Below are 22,610 nucleotides of genomic sequence, written 5' to 3' on the forward strand. Positions count from 1 at the left end.
CGAATGCGCCGAAAGGAACCAGGCGCACTTCACGCGGGCGCCGGGCCGCTCGTGCCACGCACGATCAGTTCGATCGGCAGACACTCGCGCTGCGGCGGCACGCCGTCCGAGAGCCAGCGCAGCAGTGCGCGCGCGACGCGTTCGCCGAGTTCGTAAGTGGGCAACAGCACGGTAGTGAGACCTGGTGTGATCTGCGAGACGATGGGCAGATTGTCGCAACCGACAATCGATAACTGCTGCGGCACGGCGATACCGGCCGATTGCGCTTCGAACAGGCAACCCAGCGCGAGCACGTCATTGCCGCAGAAAATGGCGGTTGGAGCAGGGCGCAATTGCGTCAGTAGCTTGAGCCCGGCGCGACCACCTTCGAAGCCGAACGGCTGTTCGATGATGTTCGCATCAGGCAGGCGGATATCGTGCTCTGCAAGGGTTCGCCGGAAGCCTTCGATCCGCTGACGCGCGCGGTCGTTATGGCGCGTGAAGCCCGAGATTACGCCGAAGCGGCGATGACCGAGTTCGAGCAGATGTTCAGCGGCCAGTTGTCCGATCAACTGGTTGTCGAAGCCAATCGACGGCGGTGTATCTGGGTCGCCGCTGCCGGCTGCGCCGGGGCGCTCGGCGTGCGACCAGGTCAGCAGCAGCGCGACGTGGCTCGCGCGAATCAGTTCATAGGTTTGGGGCGCATGGTCGGTGCCGACCAGAACGATTGCGTCGACAGCACGTTCCAGCAGCGCGCGCACGACTTCGATTTCCGCGGACAGGTTGTACTCGTGCGCGGAGATCAGCAACTGATAGCCGGAATTCGACAGTGTGGTTTGCAAGCCTTGCACCGCACGCGCGAAGATCGCGTTGTCGAGCGTCGGCACGATTGCGCCGACCATTCGCGCACGACCTAGCGCAAGCGCGCGCGCCGCGCCGTCGGGCACATATCCCAGCGTGGCGATCGCATCACGGATGCGCGCGCGCGTGTCCGCTTTCACCATGTCGGGGTTGGAGAGAGCGCGCGACACAGTTGCCGTCGAGACGCCGGCGAGTGTGGCGACATCGCTGATACGGGCGCGTGGCAAGGTATTCATTGCGGCAGATCAGACCGGTTTGGATAGGCTCAATTGATTGTAGTGCCCGATTGCAAGCGAACGACAGTACAACATCATTCGAATCGGTATAAATCCCGATGTGACCCGTGATCTTAGCGTCTATATTCAAATGCAAGCGGTTACATTTCATTGCGCGGCGCGTTGAATTTCACGCCGCTGAACAGGCAGGAGACAATGTGTTCCCCGCATTCCGTTCACCGCGCTTCCTGTGCAGCATCGGCACGCTCGCAGCAACGCTCGCCGCGTGGTACGTGCTGACGGCTCTCACAGGCATCGTCGCACCGTCGAGATTCCCCACTCCGTTCGATACCTGGCAGGCGCTTGCCCAGGTGGTGACGGACGGTTATGCCGACGGCCGTCTCGACCAGCACATCGTGCAGAGCGTGAAGCTCGTTCTATACGGCTTCGCGACGGCGGCGGTGACGGGCGTGCCGCTCGGCCTATGGATGGGCTACTCGGCGCGTGCGCAAGCGTTCTTCAACCCGATCTTTCTGCTGTTGCGACCCATTCCGCCGCTCGCGTGGATTCCGCTCGCGATCGTCTGGCTTGGACTCGGCGACTCCGCGAAGGTGATGGTGATCTGGTTCGCGGCGTTCGTGCCATGCGTGATCAACAGTTTCGCGGGCGTGCGCAATCTCGACGTGCCGATGCTCGAAGCCGCCGAGATGCTGGGTTTGCGGCGCTCGCGCTTCGTGCTGGAAGTGATGATTCCCGGCGCGCTGCCGATGATTTTCACAGGCTTGCGCCTGTCATTGCAGGCTTCATGGACGACGCTCGTGGCGGGCGAACTGATCGGTGCGGTCAAAGGTCTCGGGCATCTGCTGACGCAAGGCTCGCTCGACATCTATCCGGCGATGATCGTCGTTGCGATGCTGACGGTCGCGCTGTGTGGATGGTTGATGACGGTCGCGCTTGGGCAAATCGAACGGCAACTCATGCCTTGGAGAGCGAACAGATGAAACCGGGTCATCTGCGCGGTGTCGCGCATCCTGACATCGAGTCCGTCGGCGTCAATCGCGAGTCCGGCAGTGCGGCACGCACGTTGCGCCAGCGCAAGATGGTCAGCGAGCCTGGGCGTGCTGTGACTCAACGCAACGTGCCGCTCTGGACGCTGAATGCCGCGGGGCTGATCGCATTCTTCGGCATCTGGTGGCTGGCATCTGCAGCAGAACTCGTCCCCGCGATCTTTCTACCGACGCCGCTTGCAGTCGTTCACAAGTTTGCCGATCTGCTCACGCATCCGTTTGTCGGTTACACGCTCGAAGTGCATCTGTGGTCGAGCTTGCAGCGCTATCTGATGGGCTTTTTGCTGGCCGTCGCGCTGGGTGTGCCGCTCGGTCTGACGATGGGCTGGTTCCGCTGGCTCGACTACTGCGTGACGCCGCTCTTCGAGACCGTGCGTTTCATCGCGCCGATTGCATGGGTGCCGTTTGCCGCGTTGTGGTTCGGCACGGGCATCGGTGGCCCGGTGCTGATCATTTTTGCGGGTGCGTTTCCGCCGTGCGTCGTCAATGCTTATCGCGGTGCGCAGCAGGTCGACGGCAGGCTGCTCGAAGCGGCGCGCATGCTGGGCGCGTCGAACCGGATGATCGTCTGCGAAGTGCTGCTGCCAGGCGCGTTGCCGTCGGTGATCGCAGGTGTGCGCGTCGCGGCGGGACTGGGCTGGATGTCGCTGGTCGGCGCCGAACTGATCGTCGCGTCGAGCGGCATTGGCTACATGATGGTCAAGGGACAAGCGGCAATCGACACTGCGACGGTGATGAGCGCGATGATCGCAATCGGTATGGTGGGCGCGGCAATCGACCTGCTGCTTGGACGCATCGAAGCGTACGCGATGCGCAACCGGCGCGTGGCCCGGCACTAGCACCGTGGCTTCACTCTCTCAACCGTGACGGAGCGCACGATGAGCATGATTCGTTTCAATGATGTGTCCCGCATGTTCAGGCGCGACAAGGCGAGCGTCGTCGCGCTGGAACACGTCGAACTGGAAATCGCCGACAAGGAATTCGTTGCGATCGTCGGGCCGTCGGGCTGTGGCAAGACGACGTGTCTGCGGATGGTCGCGGGTCTCGAGTTTCCGACTTCGGGCAGCGTGACGGTGGCGGCCCGCAAGGTGACACGGCCAGGACCCGATCGCGCGGTCGTCTTTCAGCAGTTCGCGCTGTTCCCGTGGAAGACAGTGTGGGACAACATCGATCTCGGCTTGCGCGCGAAGGGCATGGCCGCCGACGCAAGACGCGAAACGATCGAACGCTATCTGTCGCTGATGAATCTGCGCGGCTACGAACACGCGTATCCGCATCAACTATCGGGCGGCATGCAGCAGCGCGTCGCGATCGCGCGCGCGTATGCGCTCGACCCCGGCGTGCTGCTGATGGACGAGCCGTTCGGCGCGCTCGATGCCCAAACCCGGGTCGTCATGCAGGAAGAACTGGTGCGGCTCACGCGCGTGAATCCGCGCACGGTGCTGTTCATCACGCACGCGGTCGAAGAGTCGGTGTATCTCGCGGATCGCGTCGTCGTGATGACGGGCCGGCCGGGGCGCGTGAAAGAAGTGATCGATGTGAAGTCCGTGCGCGAGCAGCATGGCTGGGACGCGTGCAAGCGGATCGAAGACGTGATGGATCTCGAATCGTTCGTCCGGTTGCGCACGCATATCTGGAAGTCGTTGCGCGACGAACACGGCGCTGTCGAACGTGTCGCTGCATGAAGCTGCATAAAACTGCCACCGGTTCCAACGGCTGAGCGCAATACCCCATAAAACAGGAGACCAACATGAAACGTCTGCGTGCGATCCCTTTCATTGCGTTGCTCTGCGCGGGCAGTGCGGCGTTGCCGGGCACGGTCTGGTCCGCCGATCTCGCTCTGATCAGGGTCAGCTATCAGCCCGCGCTGTATTGGGCGTTGCCGTTCTATGTCGCAACCGAAAAAGGGTGGTGGGCAGAGGTCGGATTGAAGCCCGAGTTTTCGGTGTTTCCCGCAGGCGTGCCGCAGATTGCGGCGGCGGCGTCGAAATCCTGGGACGTGGGCGGCACGGGTTCCGTGCCGGCGGTGCTCGGCTACAAGCGCTTCGGCATTCAGGTGATCGGCCTGACAAACGACGAATCGCAGGGCAACGTTCTGATGGCGAGCAAGGCGCGTTATGACGCGGTGCGCCGCAATCCGGCGTCGCTGAAAGGCCAAACCATCGTGTTGACGTCCAACTCGACGGGTGATTACGCGGTACAGGCCTGCCTGAAAAAGTATGGGCTGACGAAGGCTGATGTGACGCTCAAGAACATGGGCCAGGCCGAGATCATTTCCGCTGTGTCGTCGGGCAATGCTGATTACGCGGGCGTGTGGGCGCCGTATGACTATACGCTCGAAGAGAAGGCGGGCGCGCGCGTGTTGTGCTCCGGTAAGGACGGCGGCGCATCGGTGCCCGGCGCGCTCGTCACGCGTGGCGAATTCGAGAAGCAGCATCCCGATCAGGTGGCAAAGTTTCTCGCCGTCTATCTGCATGCATGGGCGTGGATGAAGGCGCACCCTGACCAGGCCGTCGCGATGATGAAGAAGTTTTACCAGGAGGGCGGCGTCAACATCAGCGACGATTCGATGCGCAAGGAATTCGCGACGCGCCCGACCTTCGACCTGAAGCAGCAACTCGCCGCGATGGACCGCACGAAAGGCGTATCGCAGGCCGACGATTCGTTCACGAAGATCGCGCAGTTCATGCATGCCTCGGGCGCGCTCGCTTCCGTCCCCGAAGCAAAAGACTATATCGACGACAGCGCGATGAAGCGTGTGTTGGGCGACCCTAAACTCGCGGCGTTCGCAATGGACGGCAGCAAATAACGCCGCGGTCGCGATCGCGCAAAAGGCCACGGTGTGGCCTTTTAAAAGCCCCTCGCTGCAAGCGCTTGCATTATCTTTAACATCGATGAAGGAGAAGGCGATGAGCGTGACTTACCTGAAGAAAGCAGCCAAGACGCCGGAAACCGAGACCGCGACGGCGCAACAGGTCGTCGGTGAAATGCTTGCGCAGATTCAGGCGCGTGGCGAAGACGCCGCGCGTGCGTATGCGAAGAAACTCGATAACTGGGACGGTCCGATCATCGTCTCCGCCGATGAGATCGAACGGCGTGCGCTCGAAGTGCCCGCGCACGTGAAGGCCGATATCGATTTCGCCGCGCAACAGGTATTCGACTTCGCGCTCGCACAGCGGCGCTCGATTGGGGATTTCTCGGTCGAACTGTATCCAGGCGTGACGGCAGGGCAAAAAGTGGTGCCCGTCAACGTGGTCGGCTGTTATGCGCCTGCTGGCAGGTACGCGCATATCGCGTCGGCATACATGGGCGTTGCGACTGCCAAGGCAGCGGGCGTGAAAACGGTGATTGCCTGTTCGAGCCCGTTTCGCGGAGGCGGCATCCATCCGTATGTGCTGTATGCGTTCAAGGCGGCAGGCGCCGATGTCGTGATGACGCTGGGAGGCGTGCAGGCGATTGCGTCGATGGCGTATGGGCTTTTTACCGGCAAGCAGGCGGACGTTGTGGTGGGGCCGGGCAACAAGTTCGTCGCGGAGGCGAAGCGCGCGCTCTTTGGCAAGGTTGGGATCGACGTCTTCGCGGGGCCGTCGGAAGTTGCGGTGATCGCCGACGCCAGCGCCGACCCGGCGATGGTCGCGAGCGATCTGGTCGGCCAGGCCGAGCATGGCCACGAGTCGCCGGCATGGTTGTTCACGACGTCGAAGGCGCTCGCCGACGAGGTCATTGAGCGGGTTCCGCAACTCATCGATGCGTTGCCGCCGACCGCACACGATGCCGCAGGCGCCGCGTGGCGCGACTACGGCGAAGTGATCCTGTGCGACACGCGAGAGGAAGTGGTGGACGTGTCTGACCGCTATGCATCGGAACACCTCGAAGTGCAGGCTGCCGATCTGGACTGGTGGCTCGAACATCTGACGTGTTACGGCTCGCTCTTTCTCGGCGAAGAAACGACGGTCGCATTCGGCGACAAGGCGAGCGGTCCGAATCACGTTCTGCCCACCAAGGGCGCAGCGCGCTATTCAGGGGGGCTCTCGGTGCACAAGTTCGTGAAGACGTTGACGTGGCAGCGCATGACGCGCGATGCGGCGAAGCGCATTGGCGAAGTGACGGCGCGTATCTCGCGGCTCGAAGGCATGGAAGCCCACGCCCGTACCGCTGACGACCGCTTGCAGAAGTACTTTCCCGACGAAGCATTCGTGCGTGGCGAACCGGTACAGGTATGAACGCCATCGGCATGTGCAATCGGTACGACGAAGGAGGAGACCGTTGAATATCGCTCGACTATTCGACCTGAATGGCAGAACCGCACTCGTGACCGGCGGCAACTCGGGCGTCGGCGAAGCGATGGCGCGCGCGTTGGGCGGGGCGGGTGCGCGCGTCGTGCTGGTGGCGCGGCGAAGTGATGCGCTCGACGAAGCGGCAATGCGGCTGCGGGATGACGGTATTGATGCGCACATGCACGCATGCGATCTCAGCGACGCGCATGCGGCGCGCGCCTGCGCGCTCGATGCAGCGGCACAGCACGGCCAGATTGACATTCTCGTCAACGCGGCGGGCGTCAATCTGCGTCAACCATTCGATGAAGTGACGCCGGAAGCGTGGCAACAGCAGCTCGCACTGCATCTTGGCGCGCCGTTCTTCATGACGCAGGCGCTCGCACCCTCGATGAAGGCGCGCGGACATGGTCGCATCATCAACATCGCGTCGCTGCAGTCATACCGTGCATTCAACGATAGCGCGCCATACGGCGCGGCGAAGGGCGGTGTCGTGCAATTGACGCGTGCTATCGCGCAGGCGTGGTCACGTTACGGCATCACGTGCAACGCGATTGGGCCGGGCTTTTTCCCCACTGCGCTGACGGCCCCCGTTTTCAACGACGCGCGCGCCGCGGACATGCACGCGCAGAACACGTGCATCGGACGCAATGGAAAACTCGACGATCTGTATGGCGTCACGGTGTTTCTTGCGAGTGACGCGTCCGCGTACGTCACGGGCCAGACCATCATGGTCGACGGCGGGTACACCGCGCGGTAGGCGGTAACGCAATTGCACGACGGAGAACGCTTGTGAAAGCACTTGTCTACACGCAGCCCAATGAGGTCCAGTTGCTGGATCGGCCCGAACCGCTGGCAGCCGACGGCGAGGTGATACTCAGGATCGATGCGGTCGGTATTTGCGGCTCCGATATGCATGCATTCCACGGCCACGATCCGCGACGCAAACCCGGCCTCATTCTCGGTCATGAGTTCGCCGGCACGATCGTGGAGACGCGCGCACCGCATCTGATGAAAGGCTTGCGCGTCACGGGCAATCCGTTGATCACCTGCGGGCACTGTGAATACTGTGTGCAGGGGCGCGACAATCTGTGCGCGAACCGGACGATGGTCGGCATGACGCGTCCGGGTGCATTTGCACAATATATGTCGTTGCCTGCGGGATGCGTTGTCGAAATTCCGCAGGGGATGCCCGCAACGCACGCCGCGGTGACCGAGCCGGCTGCTACGGCGCTGCATGCGCTGAATCTGTCGATGCGCGCGCTGCAAAGACCGTTGCCGGAAACCCGCGCGCTGGTCATTGGCGGCGGAGCGATTGGATTGCTGTCGGCGTTGTTACTGAAATCGTATGGCTGCCGGTCGGTTGAAATGGCGGAGGTCAATCCGCTGCGTCGACGATCGGCGGAGCAGCATGCGCAGTGCGAGACATGGGATCCGTTGGACGCGCCGGCGCCTGAAAGCCGGTTTGAGTTCGTGATCGATGCCGTGGGCGCAAAGCCGACACGCGCGCTCGCGTTATCGTCGGTGAAGCCTGGCGGCGTCGTGATGCACATCGGCCTCCAGGACTGGGCAAGCGAAATCGATATGCGCAAGCTGACGCTCGCTGAAATCACGCTGCTGGGTACGTACACATATACGATGGCGGATCTTCGCGCGACGGTTGCGGCGTTGCACGAAGGCGCGTTCGGTTCGCTGGATTGGCTCGACGTGCGGCCGCTCGATGCCGGAAGCCAGGCGTTCGACGATTTGCAGAACGGCAGGACGGCGTCAGGGAAAGTCGTCCTGACGCCGGGCTTCTAAATTTAGTATCCCGTTCCGCTGATTCGCGAACAAAGTCTTTGTAGCTTAGCGAGGATGGAATCAGCGGAGGCGGTCCACGTGAATGGTTTGCAATTTTCGTTGTAGTGGGGGTGCCCTCTAGAAACGGACTTTTTCGTACGGTAAGCGCGCAAACCTCGCGTTTCGAATGTCTCTGCGCGAGCTACAACGGCCGTCTGGACTTATCGTTCACGGTCCTCCGGCGTCGCCGGTAACGCTTGTCGGTGTAGAGAACAACAATTGGGAAGATCAGGGCCAGCGAAACGCAAGGACCCTGATGAGCATTCTCGGAGCGCATGCGGTTCTCCCCTGAGCGCGTCGCAGCGACCGGCGAAGGCGGCAAACGGCCATTAGGCGACGCCCGAAGCCTATGCATACGGGACGTCGGTTTGTCCGCTTCACAGCGATCAACAGCCGCCTACCGCTCAGAGTCCATGCAGGCAGCTAGAGGCAACGCGGTTTTCGTTTCTTCTCGCGGCGTGCAACTGAATTTGCTATCGAGTTCCTTAGAAATTCATCAGGCGGCTGATATTGCAAACACTTGAGTGCTTTTCGACAGCCTCCGGGTTATTGCTGCTCGCCCGTCGTCGCCCGCCGTATCCAGCGCCCGGGCGGGTTCCCTGTCCCCAGGCCCTTGCGTCAGCGTGGGCTGGAGTTACTCGACGACAAGACCTCATCAATCAATGCGAAGCGACCGTTCGGACGCACCTCTGTCTTTCCTCACGGCCCACGCGCTCATGCCGCGTCAGGTTGCTGGTCCGGCGCCGCATGCGCAAAAGCGGCGAGCGCAATTGCGTTCTCATTGATGCGTGTGAGTATCGGAAAGCGGTCGACGTCGACGGAGAAGCGCTGCGCATTGAAAACTTGTGGCACAAGGCAGAGGTCAGCCATTGTCGGTGCGTCGCCGACGCAGAACCTGCCGGTCCGCTTGTCGGCCACGAGCCGCGTCTCGAGCGACTCAAACCCAATCTCGACCCAATGCCGGTACCAGGCGAGCTTCGCTTCCTCAGTCAGGCCCAGATTCGCCGTTAAATACCTCAGCACGCGCAGGTTATTCAGGGGATGGATTTCGCATGCGATTTGCAGCGACAGCGATCTGACATAGGCACGCCCCGCAGGATCTCCTGGCAGGAGCGGCGGATCAGGCTGGATTTCGTCAAGGTACTCGATTATTGCGAGCGATTGCGGAATCGGCGCTCCCGCATCGTCAAGCAGCGTAGGCACCAGCTGGTCGGGGTTGATTTCCCTATATGTCGGCGCGAGCTGTTCACCGCCGTTGCGCACCAGATGCACCGGCAGGTACTCGTACGGGATCCCCTTGAGGTTCAGCGCAATCCGCACGCGATAGGACGCCGAACTCCGGAAGTAGCTGTATAGCTTCATGTCCGCTCTTAGCCCTGAAGCTGATCCCACATTTCCCTGTCTCGTTCAGCCGTCCAGATACGTGGATGGCTGATACCGCTGGCCTCGTCGTAGGCCCGCGACACGTCGAAGGGCAGGCAGTGCTCGTAGATGAAAACATGCCCGAACTTCGGGTCCATGACCTTGCGCGTGTGCGCCATCGCACCCTTCAGATCGAACTTCTGCGCGACCGCATCACGACCACTCTGAAGCAGAGTGGTCACGAAGTCCTTCGTATAGTTGAGCCCTTGCTCGATATCTTCGCGTGTCACCAGTGCCGGTCCACGGCCCGGCACGAGCTTTTCCGCACCGAGAGCACGCAGCGCTTCGAGCGTCGCCGGCCACTCGGCCAGCTGAGCGTCACCGCAGTAGCAGGCCGCCCCGTATTCGACCAGATCACCGGAGAACAGCACCTTCTGCGACGGCAGCAAGACCACCGTGTCGCCCTTGGTATGGCCCGCGCCGGGATGTGCGATCTTGACTTCAAGCTTGCCGAGAAAAAGCGTGATTTCCTTTTCGAAAACAAGCGTTGGCCAGGTCAGCCCAGGCACCGTCTCCGCATCTGCGAACAACCTCGGGAAGCGTTCGATCTCGGACTTCATGTCCGCTTCGCCGCGCTCTACGATCAGCTCCTAGGTACCGCGGCTGGCGATGATCTCCTGGGCCCCTTCCTTAAAGTAGGCCGACGCGCCCAGGACGCGCACGGCGTGACAGTGCGACAGCACCACATACTTGATCGGCTTGTCCGTCACCGACCGGATTTTTGCGATCAGTTGCTGTGCCATTGCGGGCGTACCGGTTGTGTCGATGATCAAGACACCATCATCGCCAACGATGACGCCCGAATTCGGATCGCCCTCGGCGGTGTACGCATAAGCGTTCTCCGACAGTTGCGTCCATGTAATTTCTTTGACTTCCAGGTCCCCTTCGGATGCGAATGCCTTTGCCATGCCAACTCTCCGTGTTCTGTAACGGATATCTAATGCGGGAAACAGTCTGTTTTGTGCTAGCGCGGACCCCGAGGTCATGCACCGCCGCGCTCCACCTGCATATGAGACAGGATGGCGTGCGCGTCGTCCTGCTCCTGGATAGTGCTCACGATCTGCACAAGCTGGTCAGCCTGCTGACCTGAGACCGGTTTAGCCGCATACTGCAGACAGTCCGTGAAACGCGCCAGATGGGCCTGCTCGGGCAGGGCGTTGCCCGGAAAACCCGGAGCAATATCGAGCGCCAGCTTCAGCTGACGGCCGTCGGCCGCTTCGACGCGAAGCTCGACTGCCGTATGGTGAAGCGCCTGCATGGTCTCATCGGAAATCACGTCGACCCGACCGGTGAATGCAAGTACCTCGGGATCGCGGATGCTCGACTCGACGAAGTGCTCGAGTCGCGATGCGCCCCGAACCAACGCATTAGCGACGCAGTATTTCGCACTGAACTGCGCGTTCACGCGAGGGTTCTCGCCTATTGCGAAATCATGGCCAACAAGGCGGAACGCATACGGCGGCAGTCTGACCTCAATGCGACCGACGTTACCCGGTCCGATATCGAGTTCCTTGCGTGCGCGCAGCGCCAGCTCGGTCACCCCCTGCGTCAGGCCGCAACTGGGGTATTTTTTGAATACGGTGCTCATTACCTGCCACTGTTCTCCGAGTCCCTCGACACACTCGTCGGCCTTGCGAAGCCCTCGGGCAAATTGGTGCGCATATCCGTAGACACCCGACAGGAAGCGGCCCGGTCCGGTGATACCGCGTTGCGCGAGCTGCGCGCACATGACCCCGGTCTCGGCCACCCACCCCTGAATCAGTCGCACCGCGAGTGAGCCGTCGATATTGCTCTGGAAGCTGCCCGCTGCCCGGTTGAACGCCAAGGCCAGTGAATGCAGGGTTTGCTGCCGGTCCAGGCCGAGTATCCTCGCCACCGCTGCGGTCGCGCCGAAGACCCCGGCCACGCCCGTCGGATCGGCGCCATCGTAATCAGTCTCTGCCAGATTCAACCGGGAGGCGACCTCCGCCCCGATGAGCAGCGCGGATAGGAAGTCCCGGCCCGAGCAACCGCCGGCGAGCTCCACTGCGGCCAGTGCCGCCGGAATGAGCGAGGAACCGATATGCAACCCGGGCGCCATCGCATCGCAAAAGTCCAATGCCCGACACATGACGCCGTTTACCAACGCGGCACCGCTGGCTGATACGGAATCGCCATGAATGAACACGGTGGCACCGCCTGATCTGTCACGTTCCCTGACAAAGTCCAGAATCGCTGCGCAACCGTCCTCGGAGGCACCCGCGATCGCCGTACCGAGGGTCGTCAAAAGCATGTTGCGCACGACTGCGAGTGCCTCTTCCGGTGCATGCGAGGCATCAAACCCATGCACAAAATCCGTCAGACGCCATTCAGCCTGCATCAAATCATCGGATCCGCTCATGGATCAACGCTCCGCGGAAGGTTCGAGGGTGCCGGTGGTCTCCACTTTTCCCCTCGCGATACCAAGCGCCTCGCGCAGCACCGATAGATCGCCGATGTGGTTGGCCAGCAGCAGGATCAGCCGCGCGTTGAGCGTTGAACTCTGCTCATCGGTGAGGTCACGATGAGCATCGATGAGCGCCTCGTAAAAATCGTCGCCCGGAACGAACGAATAGAAATAGCGTTTGCCGGGTTCAGCAAAATTGGGTCGTGTAGTCAGTGCCATTCTGAGTCCTTCAATCGTTGCACGTCGCGCGGGCAATCGCACTCCGTACCTTCATCGGGTCAAGCGCGCGCCAGCGCGCCGCGACATGCTGGTCGGGCCGCACAAGATAGACGCTCCCGGGAGCGAGATCGTATCGCTCCCGGACGCGCCCCTTGACGTCGATGAGCGTGGGAATGCCGCTAGGGGCGCTGCCACCTTCCGCCACCACAACTGCTTCGACCGGAATCGGCGCATCCGAAAGTTCGGCGAGCGCCTGAACAGTCGCCGCATCGAGCGCTGACGCGTCCTTCGTGAAAAGGAGCAGCGTGAAGCGGTCACCGAATGCACCGAGCAGCCATGATTGACCGCCACCGGTCACCGGCGCATCGGCCATCGGCGCCCCCGGCACCATGTTGCCGGCGAACGTCGACGCATCCGGCGTGTTGAGGCTCGAGTCGATCAGGATGGTGGGCACCGAGAGACGGCCAGAGTTCACCAGCGCCCGTGCAAAAGGCTGCTCCCCGGCCAGCCCGAGTAGAGCATCACGGAACGTTTTGCTGATGTTGCTTTTCGGGGTAATGAAATCCGTCGAGCGTGTGGAGTTCCTGATGTTGTCGTCAGCAGCCAGCCCGCGCTCCTCCGTGTACGTGTCGAGCAGCGCCGACGGCGCCTTGCCTTCCATAACGAGCTTGAGCTTCCATACCAGATTGTCGGCGTCCTGTATGCCCGAATTGGCACCCCGGCCGCCAAAAGGAGAAACCTGATGCGCGGAATCGCCGACAAAAAGCACGCGGCCGTGGTTGAAGCTGCCCATGCGCCGGCACTGGAACGTGTAGATGCTCACCCATTCGAGCTCGAACTCGCGGTCGTCGCCCAGCATCGCTTTTATGCGCGGGATCACATTCTCTGGCTTCTTTTCCTCTTCGGGGTCGGCCTGCCAGCCAAGCTGGAAGTCGATCCGCCAGACATTGTCGGCCTGACGGTGTACGAGCGCCGACTGATTACGGTGAAACGGCGGATTGAACCAGAACCACCGCTCCGTGGGGTAATCGGCGTTCATGACCACATCGGCAATCAGGAACCGATCCTTGAAGATTTTCCCGTCGATGTCCAACCCAAGGAGGGTGCGGATCGGGCTGCGCGCGCCGTCCGCAGCGACGAGCCATTCCGTGTCCAAGGTGTAGTCCCCCGCAGGGGTCCTGACCTGAAGCGTCACCTCACCACCCTGCGGCATAACGCCGATGACCTCGTTCTTGAAACGGATCTCGAGATTCGGCAACTCGCGAGCGCGTCGAAGCAGAAACTCTTCGAGATAGTACTGCTGAAGGTTAATCATGCCGGGCCGATGATGGTCGGGCTCCGGGCTGAGATTGAAGTTAAAAACTTCCGTCTCGTCAAAGAATGTGCGGCCGACGTTCCAGGACACGCCCTTTTCCATCATCGGCCCACTGCAGCCGAGTCGGTCGAAGATCTCGAGCGTGCGTTTGGCGTACGCCACCCCGCGTGAGCCGAGTGAAACAGTATCGTCGTTGTCCAGGAGAAGCACCGGCGTCCCCTGGGCGGCCAGGTCAATAGCGGTAGTGAGACCGACCGGACCGGCGCCGACCACGACCACCGGGTAGCGCCCATGGGGAACGCCATTGAGCTCAGGTGGACGCACAAATTCGAATTTCTCGTACTGATAGGTACTATGCACTGTCAATGTCTCCAGATTACAACCTTGCGTAACCGCGCCGCCAGGTCCACGCCATGTAATGCCGACCCGGCGCCCGCCCGCCACGCCAACCCCTCGTGTCACGTCTCGTGCTTCAGTCTTCCCGTGCGTGCCGCCAGCATGAACGCCACGACAAGGATTGCGCCGATCAGAGCGGCCAGCCTGGGATAGGCCAATCCTGCATACATGTTCCCGTTCGCCGCGACTATCGCGAAAGCCGCTGCAGGAAGAAATCCTCCAGTCCAGCCAAAACCAATGTGGTAGCTCACGGAAAGCGCGGTGAAGCGAATCCTGGCTGGAAACAGTTCAGTCATGGCCGCTGCCAAAGGTGCGTAGGTCATGGCTGCAAACGTGGCAAGGGCGACCAGCAGCAGGAAGACCATTGGCCGGTTCACACCATGCGGCGGAGCCTTCTGCGGGTATCCGGCGGAGTCCAGCGCACCGCGCAGCGAAGCGGCGAAAGCTTTAGCCTTGACAGCGGCGTCCGACCCGCTGCCGTCGTAAGAAGCGACGACCTTATCGCCCACCCTGATGATTGCACCGGCACCCGCGCTCGCTATCTCATTCGTGTAGCTGATGCCGGCGCGGACAAGCGCACTTTTCGCGAGATCGCAGGACGTATGGAACTTCGACGTTCCGAGTGCATTGAATTGCGTCGAGCATTCGTGCGGATCGGCCACGACTACGACGGGCGCCGTCTCAATGGCGCGTTCCAGCGCCGGATTGGCAAAATGCGTCAGGCCGCGGTAGATCGCCGGATAACAAAGGACAACCAGAATGAAACCTGTGCAGATTACTGTCTTACGCTCGATCTTGTCGGACAGCACGCCGAAACCGAGAAAAATCGGAACCGCCACGACGAGCGACAACATTGAAAGCAGATTGGCTGTTGCGGGCTCAACGCGCAACACCTCGGTCAGGAAAAATGGCGTGTAGAAAAATGCGCTGTAAAAGGTCACCGCCGCGCCGGGTCCAAGAGCGAACAGCGAACAGATCATTGCGACGATGTTGCGACGACCGGTGAACGCTTCCCTGAGCGGTGCGCGTGAAACCTGGTGTTCGTTGCGCAGCCGTTCGAATTCAGGTGATTCGCCCATGCGGGTACGCATCCACAACGACAGCGCCAGCAAAGCCAGCGACAGCACGAACGGCACACGCCAGGCCCATCCAAGAAAAGCCGCCTCGCCGAATGTAGAACGCGTGCCCTGCACGACCAGCTGAGAGAGAATCAGACCTGCGATCGGTGCAATCTGCAGCCACGACGTATAGAAGGCGCGCCGATTCGCCGGAACGTGTTCCGCGACGTACACCATCGCTCCTCCATTTTCGCCGCCCAACGCAAATCCCTGCACAAGCCGCAGCCCGACGAACATAACGGGGGCGAGGACGCCGACGGTTGCATATGTCGGCAGCAGACCGATTAGCACGGTCGCCAGTCCCATCAGGGCGACCGTCACGACGAAAACCCGTTTTCGACCGAGCCGGTCGCCTATGCCGCCGAAGACCATCGCGCCAAGCGGCCTGACGAGAAAGCCTGCCGCAAATCCGAGCAACGTAAAGATCAGCGACAGCGCGGGATTGACACCGGAAAAAAACTGCTTGCCAATCACGGCAGCCATAGTGCCGACGAGGAACAAATCGTACGCCTCGAAGCACGATCCAAGCGATGCAGCAACCACAATCTGGTAAAGGCTCGCGCCCGAGCGCTTCCGTGCGGAATGTTCAGGCAAAGCTGTGCCTGCCGCGAGGCTCGCGGCGGTTTGATCGGATCTCATTGTGTCTCCTCCATCCGGACGATGGTGGACCGGCTTTGGACCAAACCCTTTGGGCATCCCGCTGGGTTGTCTTGTCCTTCACCGATCCGGGTGATTCCTGGATAGCCGCTTATCTCTTACGGACAATGCGGTTCATGTTTTCCTGGCAGCTGTGGACCAAGACCACAGCCGCTCCTTACATCATCACGTCACCCATCACGGCCGGCGCGCGGGAAGCACCGTCGCGCGGCACTCTCCGAACCCGATGCGACGATAGCCGTCTCGTTCGCACCAGGCGCGCATGATGACCGTGTCGCCGTCCTCCAGGAACGTGCGGGTTTCTCCGCCCGGCAACGTGAACGGATGCCTGCCGCCTTCCGTGAGTTCAAGAAGACAGGCGCGCGAAGCCGGATCGGGGCCTGAGAGCGTCCCGCTGCCGAGCAGGTCGCCCGGGCAAAGATTCGTCCCGTTCGACGTCTGATGTGCAATCAGTTGCGACATTGCCCAATAAGCGTCCGGATAATGCGAGACGGACAAGCTCGCCGGAGGTTTGCCGCTGGTTCGCATCTGCGCCGACTGCAACAGCGTCTCGACCCGAATATCAATCGAACCACGTGTCGCCAGCTCCGGACTCCAAAGGTGCGGCATTGGCGCCGGATCACCTTGAGGACGAGAGAAGCCGGTGCGGTACGGCTCGAGCGCCTCGAGCGTCACGATCCACGGCGACAGGCTGGTGAAAAAGCTTTTCGCAAGGAACGGCCCCAGCGGCTGGTATTCCCATGACTGAATGTCGCGCGCGGACCAGTCGTTCAACAGGCAAACGCCGAATACATGCGCGTCAGCATTCTGGATGTCAATGGCCGTGCCGAGTTCGTTTCCTTGTCCGATGAGTACACCGAGCTCGGCTTCGTAATCAAGTCGCCGGCAGGGCGCAAATTCCGGCTCGGCGCTGTTCGGGTCCTTCAGCTGACCGGTTGGCCGGCGGAAATCCTGTCCCGACACACGAATCGAGGACGTACGGCCGTGATAGCCTACCGGCAGCCAGCGATAGTTTGGCAGGATCGGATTGTCGGGGCGGAACAGACGGCCGACGTTTGTCGCATGGCTGAGCGATGAGTAAAAGTCGGAAAAGTTTTCGATGCGCGCCGGAAGAGCGTATTCAGCGTCCGCCTGCGGAACGAGGCATTCGGAAGCCTCCTTGCGCTGAGGACAGTCCTCAGATAGCAGGAACGACACAGCCGAGCGCACAGCGCTTCGCTTGTCGGACGATAGCGCCATGTAATCGTTGAGCGGCGCACGTGCAGCCGCCTGCGCTGCCTCACGCGCTTCTGCCGGAAAAAGATTCCTTGCCAGAGCAGCGCCTACATCGAGGATTTGATCGCCGATCGCGATGCCGCCGCGGAAATTTTCATTTCTCGAAGCCCGCCGGAATACGCCGTGGGGCAGGTTCTGAATTGGAAAATCCGTCGCGCCGTCATTGGCTGAGCGGACCCAGCTCTTCCGTGAAACGTCATGGGTGTGATTGGAACGGGTCATGTTCAATTATTTCCTTCCGCAGAGGTCTCGTAGCGCTTGCGCTTGATCTGTCCGATCAACTCAATCATGGCGGCGGAGACGTCCCGACCTTCGGCTTGCGCCGCTGCTTTCGCGGCGAGCCAATGATTCAGATCTTCCTGCGCCTGGGTAGTGTGCTGGTTCCATGCAGGATCGATCGGCGTTGTCAATTCGAGCCGGTAACCGTTTGGGTCTCTGAAATAGATGCTCTGGATGATGCCCTTGTGATCGACAGGTCCGAGTACATCCACGCCCTGGCTTACCAGCCATTCCTTCCAGCGCATGAGTTCGGCCGTGTCGCTCACTTCAAGCGCGATGTGATCGAAGACGTCGTAGGCGGGATGGGACGGAGACGAAGGCAACGGCAAATTGGTGCATTCAAAGAACGCCATCGTCGACCCGTCCGCCATCCGGAAAAAGATGTGGAAATACGGAAAGGCGTCACCCGTGGACGGCACGTGATCATCCATGATCGTGCTCGCGAGTTCCATTCCAAGGATACGACCGTAAAAATCGGCGGTGGCCCCTACGTCATGCGTGACGCGGGCATAGTGATTGAGCATATTCGGCCGCAGTCCCAGCTCGGAGGCCGAGCGGCGCGATGCTAATGTGGAAGTTTGCATATCGACTCCTATCTGTCGTAGTTAGACCAGCACGGAGGCGCGATCGATGACTTGTGCCAGCACGTCCGTCAGGCACTGCGCGAGATCGACACCTACTGGAGCAGTTGTACAGCGCCACGCGACGTGCTGATCCGGGCGCAGCAGGATCGCGCCGTCATCCTCGATTTCGCGTACGTTGCGCCATTCGCCCGAAGGATCGCTTACCTGTGCGTCGTCGGCGATGACTACCACCTCGACGGGCATACCAAGCCTGTCAGTGGTCTCCTTTGCTGCCGTTTTCCAGACGTCCGGCCGGCCGGTAATCAGCACAAAGCGATCAGCCCGTGCGAGATCAAGGCTGGAGATTCTCTGCGAGCCGCGCGCGAGCCACGCGTGCGCGATGCGATGGCCGGGGCGCGTGGTCGGAACGAAGCGTTGGCCCAGCGGGTCGCGGGGCGGAGGCGACGTGTTGTCGCTGACGAGCGCACCCCGGTCGTACCGGATGCCGATTTCGAGGTCATGCGCCTGATATTCTGTCCGGTGCACCTTCATCAGTTCGTTGAACCGGGCACGTCGTGCCTCAGCGTCGTCGCCCTCGGCGAGCAAGGCCTTGAAGTTTGCCTCACTGCCCTGCGGATCGCCCGGCACGATTCCGATGGCTGCATTCGTCACCTGATAATTTCCGAACGTGAACAGTGCCCAGTGGACGTTGCGCTCGGCGACCGGGCGACGTTCGCTCTCATAGCTATCAAGCAACCCGGCTCCGGCCCGGCCCCGAATCACGGCAGCCAGTTTCCATGCCAGATTCTGTGCGTCGTGCACGGCGGAGTTCAGGCCAAGCCCCGTCGTGGGCGTATGTCTATGTGCGGCATCGCCTGCCAGAAAGACGCGGCCAAACCGATAGCGATCAGCCAGCACACCCTGCACGATCCACTTGCCGACGCTGAGCACGCTAACGTCGAGATCAGGAATCTTCAACAATGCGCGGATGCGAGGCACGAGCGTAGCCGCATCGTAATTTTCGCTGCTGCCGGGCTTGAAACTGAAGTGGAACATCCATTCTTCTGAGCGACGGTCGAACCGCGTCGGGCCCAGCTTACCCAGCACGCCGCTACCCCATGCTTTGGTGTCGCCTTCGGGATTCGCAAACCAGAACGTGCTGACGTTGTCGTCGTCGATATAGGCCGAGAGATCTGCCGCGAAATACACGGTAACCATCTCCAGCAGTTCGGGCGTACCTTCAAGACGCGCACCGACGCACGGACCGACCGTTTTACCACCGTCGGCAGCGACGACGTATTGAGCGCGAACCTGATAGGTTTCGTCAGCGATACGGTCACGCACGGTCGCGATGACCTCGGTCTCGCTTTGCTCGATCGACAGCAACTCGTGACCGAAGCGCATCTGCGCACCACCCATCTGCTCCGAATGCGCCTTGAGTAGCGGCTCAAGGCGCACTTGCGGATAAACGGTGCTCTGGCACGGACTATCTTTCTGATACGTCGACGCCAGGGAACCGCCGCCCCAGGCTTCGAGTTCGTAAAGCGTCTTGCGGTCCCAAGGGCTATCGCCGCCCAGACTCGTGCACCAGCGCATCTTGCTGACGTATTCGATCGGCAATGAGCGCGCGTAGATTGCGTCGGCAAGGCCGTATTGACGGAACACCTCCATCGTGCGCTGATTCAGGTACCGCGCCTTCGGCATCGGCGACTGCTGCGGGTGCCTCTCGATCAGCAGCGATTCAACGCCAAGGTTGGCCAAAAAAATAGATGTGCTCAGCCCGCAACCGCCGCCACCGACGATCAGTACCGGTACATTGACTTGTTTCAAGATTGCTCTCCTCATCTTCAGAAGCTTGCGCAGCGACTACTGGCCGAGGCGGGCGCGCAACTCCGTTTTCAATACCTTGCCGTAACTGTTTTTTGGCAACTCATTGGCGAACCGGTAGTGTTTCGGGCGCTTGAAGCGTGCAATGTGCTGCACACACCAGGCATCCAGTTCGTCGCGGGTCGTTTGACGGCCCGCGTGAAGCACCACGAAAGCCACGGGCACCTCACCCCATTCGTCGTCTCGCTGTCCCACTACCGACACTTCCGACACCGACGGATGAGCCAGCAACGTTTCCTCTACCTCTCGCGGATAGATGTTGGAGCCGCCCGAAATGATCAGGTCCTTCGATCGGTCCTTCAGCGTGAGAAACCCGTCCTCGTCGAGACTGCCGGTATCGCCCGTGTAGAGCCAGCCGTTGCGGATCGCGTCGCGCGTAGCGGACGCATTGTTCCAATAGCCAGGCATTACGGCGGCGCCGCGCACAACGACCTCGCCGGTTTCTCCTTTCGGGGCGGAGCTTCCGTCTCGCGCCACGACGTCGACTTCGACGAGAGACTGTGCGACACCCACCGAAGCGGCACGGGCCAACCAATGAGCATGCTTTCGATCTGAGAGATGGTGACGTCCGAGTGCGGTAATTGTCATCGGGCTTTCGCCCTGCCCATAGATCTGCACGAGGCGCGGACCCAACACTTCCAAAGCCTGCTGTAAGTCATTCACATACATCGGTCCGCCGCCATAGACGATCGTCTTGAAGCCAGCGGGATCGGCATCGACTGCGCGGAAATGATCGACAAGCCGTTTGACCATCGTCGGTGCCGCGAACATCGCGAGAGGTCCGACACGTGCGGCCAGACCAGCCAGCTCCTCGGGCTCGAATCCACCCGACCGCGGCACCACGTGACGCGCGCCTCGCAAGATGTACGCATAGTGGTAAAGTCCGGCCCCGTGGGACATCGGCGCTGCGTAGACCATCGCGTCTTCGGGGCTGACATCGTCCACGTCAATGCAATAGCACGCGGTCATCGCCATCAGGTTCCGGTGAGTCTGCATGACGCCTTTCGGTCGCCCAGTCGTTCCGGATGTGTAGAACAACGACGCGAGATCGTCGGGCTGACGGTGATGCAGGTCGGTCGGTGCATATTCGACCGCATGCAGGTATTCGTCCGAGCCGAACACGACGCAGCGCCGTTTACCGCCTTGCATGTCGCCCAATGTCGACAGCAACTCGCTCGAAACGAACAGCACGTCAGCCCCGGCGTCATCCAGGATGTACTCCAACTCTCTGGGATGCAGCTTGCAGTTAGCAGGCACGGAAACGGCACCTGCCCAATAGATGGCCTGAAGCACCTCCAGATATTCGGGACGGTTGGCGGAGTAGATGGCAACCCGGGCACCAGGCTGTACGCCGCATTGCTCGCTCAGGAAGCCTGCTAGCGCCGCCACGCGTGTTGCGAGTTGCCCGTATTCGAGCCAGGGTTCGTCGCCGTGCAGAACCGCGAGCCGCTCGGGAAAGATCGCTGCCGTGCGCTGCAGCCACCGGGCGATGTTCATCGGCTGCGCTCCAGAATGCTGACATAGCTCGCCACCGCGGAGCCTCCCATGTTGAAGACGCCTGCGAGCGAGGCATCAGGAACCTGCATCGCGCCTGCCGTATTGGTCAGTTGCATCGCAGCAATCGCGTGCATGGACACGCCTGTGGCGCCGATCGGGTGGCCTTTCGCTTTGAGCCCGCCCGAAGCGTTGACCGGAAGTCGCCCTCCACGGGCAACGACCCCTTCTTCGATAAGACGATGGCCCTGGCCAGCAGCGGCCAGGCCCATCGCTTCGTAGCTGAGCAACTCAGCGATCGTGAAGCAATCGTGAACCTCGGCGAACGACAGGTCGTCGACCGCGCAACCGGCACGCTCGAGTGCGCCGCGCCAGGCGCGCTTCGGACCTTCGAACGACGCAGCATGGCGGCGCCCCAGCGGCAGATAGTCGTTGACCTGCACACGGGAACGGATTGAGACCGCACGAGGAAAATCTGCGGCCGCATCGCTCGAGGCAAGCACCAGTGCCGCAGCGCCGTCGGAGATTAGCGAGCAGTCTGTCTTGCGCAGCGGTGGCGCGATCATCGGATTTTTTTCAGATACGGTGTTGCAGAACTCGAAGCCGAGATCTCGCCGCATATGCGCCCACGGATTGTTGACGCCGTTCGCGTGATTTTTTGCAGCTATACGCGCGAGCGCCGACGAATGGTCTCCGTACTCCGCGAAATAGTCCTGCGCGATTGAGGCGAAGATGCCCGGGAAGCCGCCGGGTGGACTTCCCGCCTCGCCCGAGTATGCGCAGTTACCAAGGATGCGCGTCACATCTTCGCCGGATACATCGGTCATCTTTTCGGCGCCGATGACCAGCGCGGTACGCGCACGGCCCGCCTCAATCGCATCGCATGCCGAGTAAATTGCGGCGGCGCCCGACGCGCAGGCGTTCTCAACACGCACCGCTGGCTTCCATCGCAGCCCATCGCTGCAATTCAGCGTCAGTGACGAAGCGAAGATGTCCGGGACCAGACCACCATTCAAATTGCCCAGCCAGGTGCCGTCGATTTCCTCGCCTTGCAGGCCCGCATCTTTCAAGGCTTCGCGGCCGGCCCGCACGATCAGATCCTCAAGGCTTGCGCCGTCGAACCGGCCAAACGGCAGGTGCGCCCAGCCTACAATCGCCACTCCCATCGCGTTCTCCCATCAATGTGCTTTTGGGAAATTTACCCGCGTCATCACCGGGACGGCAGTCGTCGAATTACATTAGGGTGAACACCGGTAAGATGCGTCTTAACTTCCTTTCATTAATCCGCGTTTCTCCGGGCGTAGGACCTAAAACGTGGCAACGTG

General features: G+C 61.3%; 18 protein-coding genes and 1 pseudogene. 7 read left to right on the forward strand and 12 right to left on the reverse strand.

What is annotated here, in order from left to right:
• Nucleotides 1–29 precede the first annotated feature (29 nt).
• The gene (locus tag OKW45_RS37895; RefSeq protein ID WP_429473813.1) at nucleotides 30–1,076 is read right to left on the reverse strand and encodes a LacI family DNA-binding transcriptional regulator; all 1,047 of its coding nucleotides are present in this window, start codon (nucleotides 1,074–1,076) and stop codon (nucleotides 30–32) included.
• A gap of 197 nt (nucleotides 1,077–1,273) precedes the next feature.
• Here OKW45_RS37895 and OKW45_RS37900 point away from each other — a divergent pair, with 197 nt between their 5' ends.
• The 7 genes from OKW45_RS37900 (at nucleotide 1,274) to OKW45_RS37930 (ending at nucleotide 8,196) form a co-directional block, all read left to right on the forward strand.
• Nucleotides 1,274–2,056, forward strand: a complete 783-nt coding sequence (locus tag OKW45_RS37900; protein WP_018422898.1) for an ABC transporter permease — start codon at nucleotides 1,274–1,276, stop codon at nucleotides 2,054–2,056.
• Entirely contained in the window at nucleotides 2,053–2,961 is a 909-nt protein-coding gene (locus OKW45_RS37905; protein WP_429473814.1) for an ABC transporter permease, read from the forward strand. Before OKW45_RS37900 ends, OKW45_RS37905 begins: the two co-directional genes overlap by 4 nt.
• Before the next feature lie 39 nt (nucleotides 2,962–3,000).
• The gene (locus OKW45_RS37910) at nucleotides 3,001–3,807 is read left to right on the forward strand and encodes an ABC transporter ATP-binding protein (RefSeq protein ID WP_429473815.1); all 807 of its coding nucleotides are present in this window, start codon (nucleotides 3,001–3,003) and stop codon (nucleotides 3,805–3,807) included.
• A 65-nt stretch (nucleotides 3,808–3,872) separates the two neighbouring features.
• Complete coding sequence (locus OKW45_RS37915; RefSeq protein ID WP_018422901.1) at nucleotides 3,873–4,931, forward strand: ABC transporter substrate-binding protein; 1,059 nt, start codon at nucleotides 3,873–3,875, stop codon at nucleotides 4,929–4,931.
• Between the two features lie 100 nt (nucleotides 4,932–5,031).
• A complete protein-coding gene (hpsN, locus tag OKW45_RS37920; RefSeq protein ID WP_429473816.1) occupies nucleotides 5,032–6,345 on the forward strand; it encodes a sulfopropanediol 3-dehydrogenase in 1,314 nt (437 codons plus the stop codon).
• Between the two features lie 43 nt (nucleotides 6,346–6,388).
• Nucleotides 6,389–7,156: an SDR family NAD(P)-dependent oxidoreductase gene (locus OKW45_RS37925; RefSeq protein ID WP_429473817.1), complete on the forward strand. Its 768-nt coding sequence runs from the start codon at nucleotides 6,389–6,391 to the stop codon at nucleotides 7,154–7,156.
• A gap of 32 nt (nucleotides 7,157–7,188) precedes the next feature.
• Nucleotides 7,189–8,196 carry a galactitol-1-phosphate 5-dehydrogenase gene (locus OKW45_RS37930; protein ID WP_018422904.1) on the forward strand — a complete coding sequence of 336 codons (1,008 nt, stop codon included), beginning with the start codon at nucleotides 7,189–7,191 and terminating at the stop codon, nucleotides 8,194–8,196.
• A 753-nt stretch (nucleotides 8,197–8,949) separates the two neighbouring features.
• On the opposite strand, the gene maiA is transcribed toward OKW45_RS37930, so the two are convergent.
• The 11 genes and pseudogenes from maiA to OKW45_RS37985 all read right to left on the reverse strand — a co-directional run bounded on the left by maiA (nucleotide 8,950) and on the right by OKW45_RS37985 (nucleotide 22,451).
• Complete coding sequence (gene maiA / locus OKW45_RS37935; protein WP_429473818.1) at nucleotides 8,950–9,597, reverse strand: maleylacetoacetate isomerase; 648 nt, start codon at nucleotides 9,595–9,597, stop codon at nucleotides 8,950–8,952.
• An 8-nt stretch (nucleotides 9,598–9,605) separates the two neighbouring features.
• Nucleotides 9,606–10,565, reverse strand: a pseudogene (locus OKW45_RS37940) (MBL fold metallo-hydrolase).
• Nucleotides 10,566–10,639: 74 nt separating this feature from the next.
• Complete coding sequence (locus OKW45_RS37945) at nucleotides 10,640–12,037, reverse strand: MmgE/PrpD family protein (RefSeq protein WP_429473819.1); 1,398 nt, start codon at nucleotides 12,035–12,037, stop codon at nucleotides 10,640–10,642.
• A 3-nt stretch (nucleotides 12,038–12,040) separates the two neighbouring features.
• Nucleotides 12,041–12,301 (reverse strand): DUF2783 domain-containing protein, encoded by a 261-nt coding sequence (locus OKW45_RS37950; RefSeq protein WP_429473820.1) that lies wholly within the window; start codon nucleotides 12,299–12,301, stop codon nucleotides 12,041–12,043.
• A 10-nt stretch (nucleotides 12,302–12,311) separates the two neighbouring features.
• Nucleotides 12,312–13,976, reverse strand: coding sequence for an FAD-dependent oxidoreductase (locus tag OKW45_RS37955; protein WP_429473821.1), 1,665 nt, complete (start codon nucleotides 13,974–13,976; stop codon nucleotides 12,312–12,314).
• A gap of 98 nt (nucleotides 13,977–14,074) precedes the next feature.
• Nucleotides 14,075–15,769 (reverse strand): MFS transporter, encoded by a 1,695-nt coding sequence (locus OKW45_RS37960; RefSeq protein ID WP_429473822.1) that lies wholly within the window; start codon nucleotides 15,767–15,769, stop codon nucleotides 14,075–14,077.
• Nucleotides 15,770–15,964: 195 nt separating this feature from the next.
• On the reverse strand, nucleotides 15,965–17,284 hold the full coding sequence (gene fahA / locus OKW45_RS37965) for a fumarylacetoacetase (protein WP_429473823.1): 1,320 nt from the start codon (nucleotides 17,282–17,284) through the stop codon (nucleotides 15,965–15,967).
• Between the two features lie 2 nt (nucleotides 17,285–17,286).
• Nucleotides 17,287–17,925 carry a VOC family protein gene (locus tag OKW45_RS37970; RefSeq protein ID WP_429473824.1) on the reverse strand — a complete coding sequence of 213 codons (639 nt, stop codon included), beginning with the start codon at nucleotides 17,923–17,925 and terminating at the stop codon, nucleotides 17,287–17,289.
• Between the two features lie 21 nt (nucleotides 17,926–17,946).
• Complete coding sequence (locus OKW45_RS37975; RefSeq protein WP_429473825.1) at nucleotides 17,947–19,749, reverse strand: FAD-dependent monooxygenase; 1,803 nt, start codon at nucleotides 19,747–19,749, stop codon at nucleotides 17,947–17,949.
• 21 nt (nucleotides 19,750–19,770) lie between these two features.
• Nucleotides 19,771–21,288 (reverse strand): AMP-binding protein, encoded by a 1,518-nt coding sequence (locus OKW45_RS37980; protein WP_429473826.1) that lies wholly within the window; start codon nucleotides 21,286–21,288, stop codon nucleotides 19,771–19,773.
• Nucleotides 21,285–22,451 (reverse strand): acetyl-CoA acetyltransferase, encoded by a 1,167-nt coding sequence (locus OKW45_RS37985; RefSeq protein WP_429473827.1) that lies wholly within the window; start codon nucleotides 22,449–22,451, stop codon nucleotides 21,285–21,287. The genes OKW45_RS37980 and OKW45_RS37985 overlap by 4 nt, the downstream gene beginning before the upstream one ends.
• Nucleotides 22,452–22,610 lie beyond the last annotated feature (159 nt).

The sequence above is a fragment of the Paraburkholderia lebeckiae genome (genome assembly GCF_050436225.1).
Lineage (GTDB): Bacteria > Pseudomonadota > Gammaproteobacteria > Burkholderiales > Burkholderiaceae > Paraburkholderia > Paraburkholderia tuberum.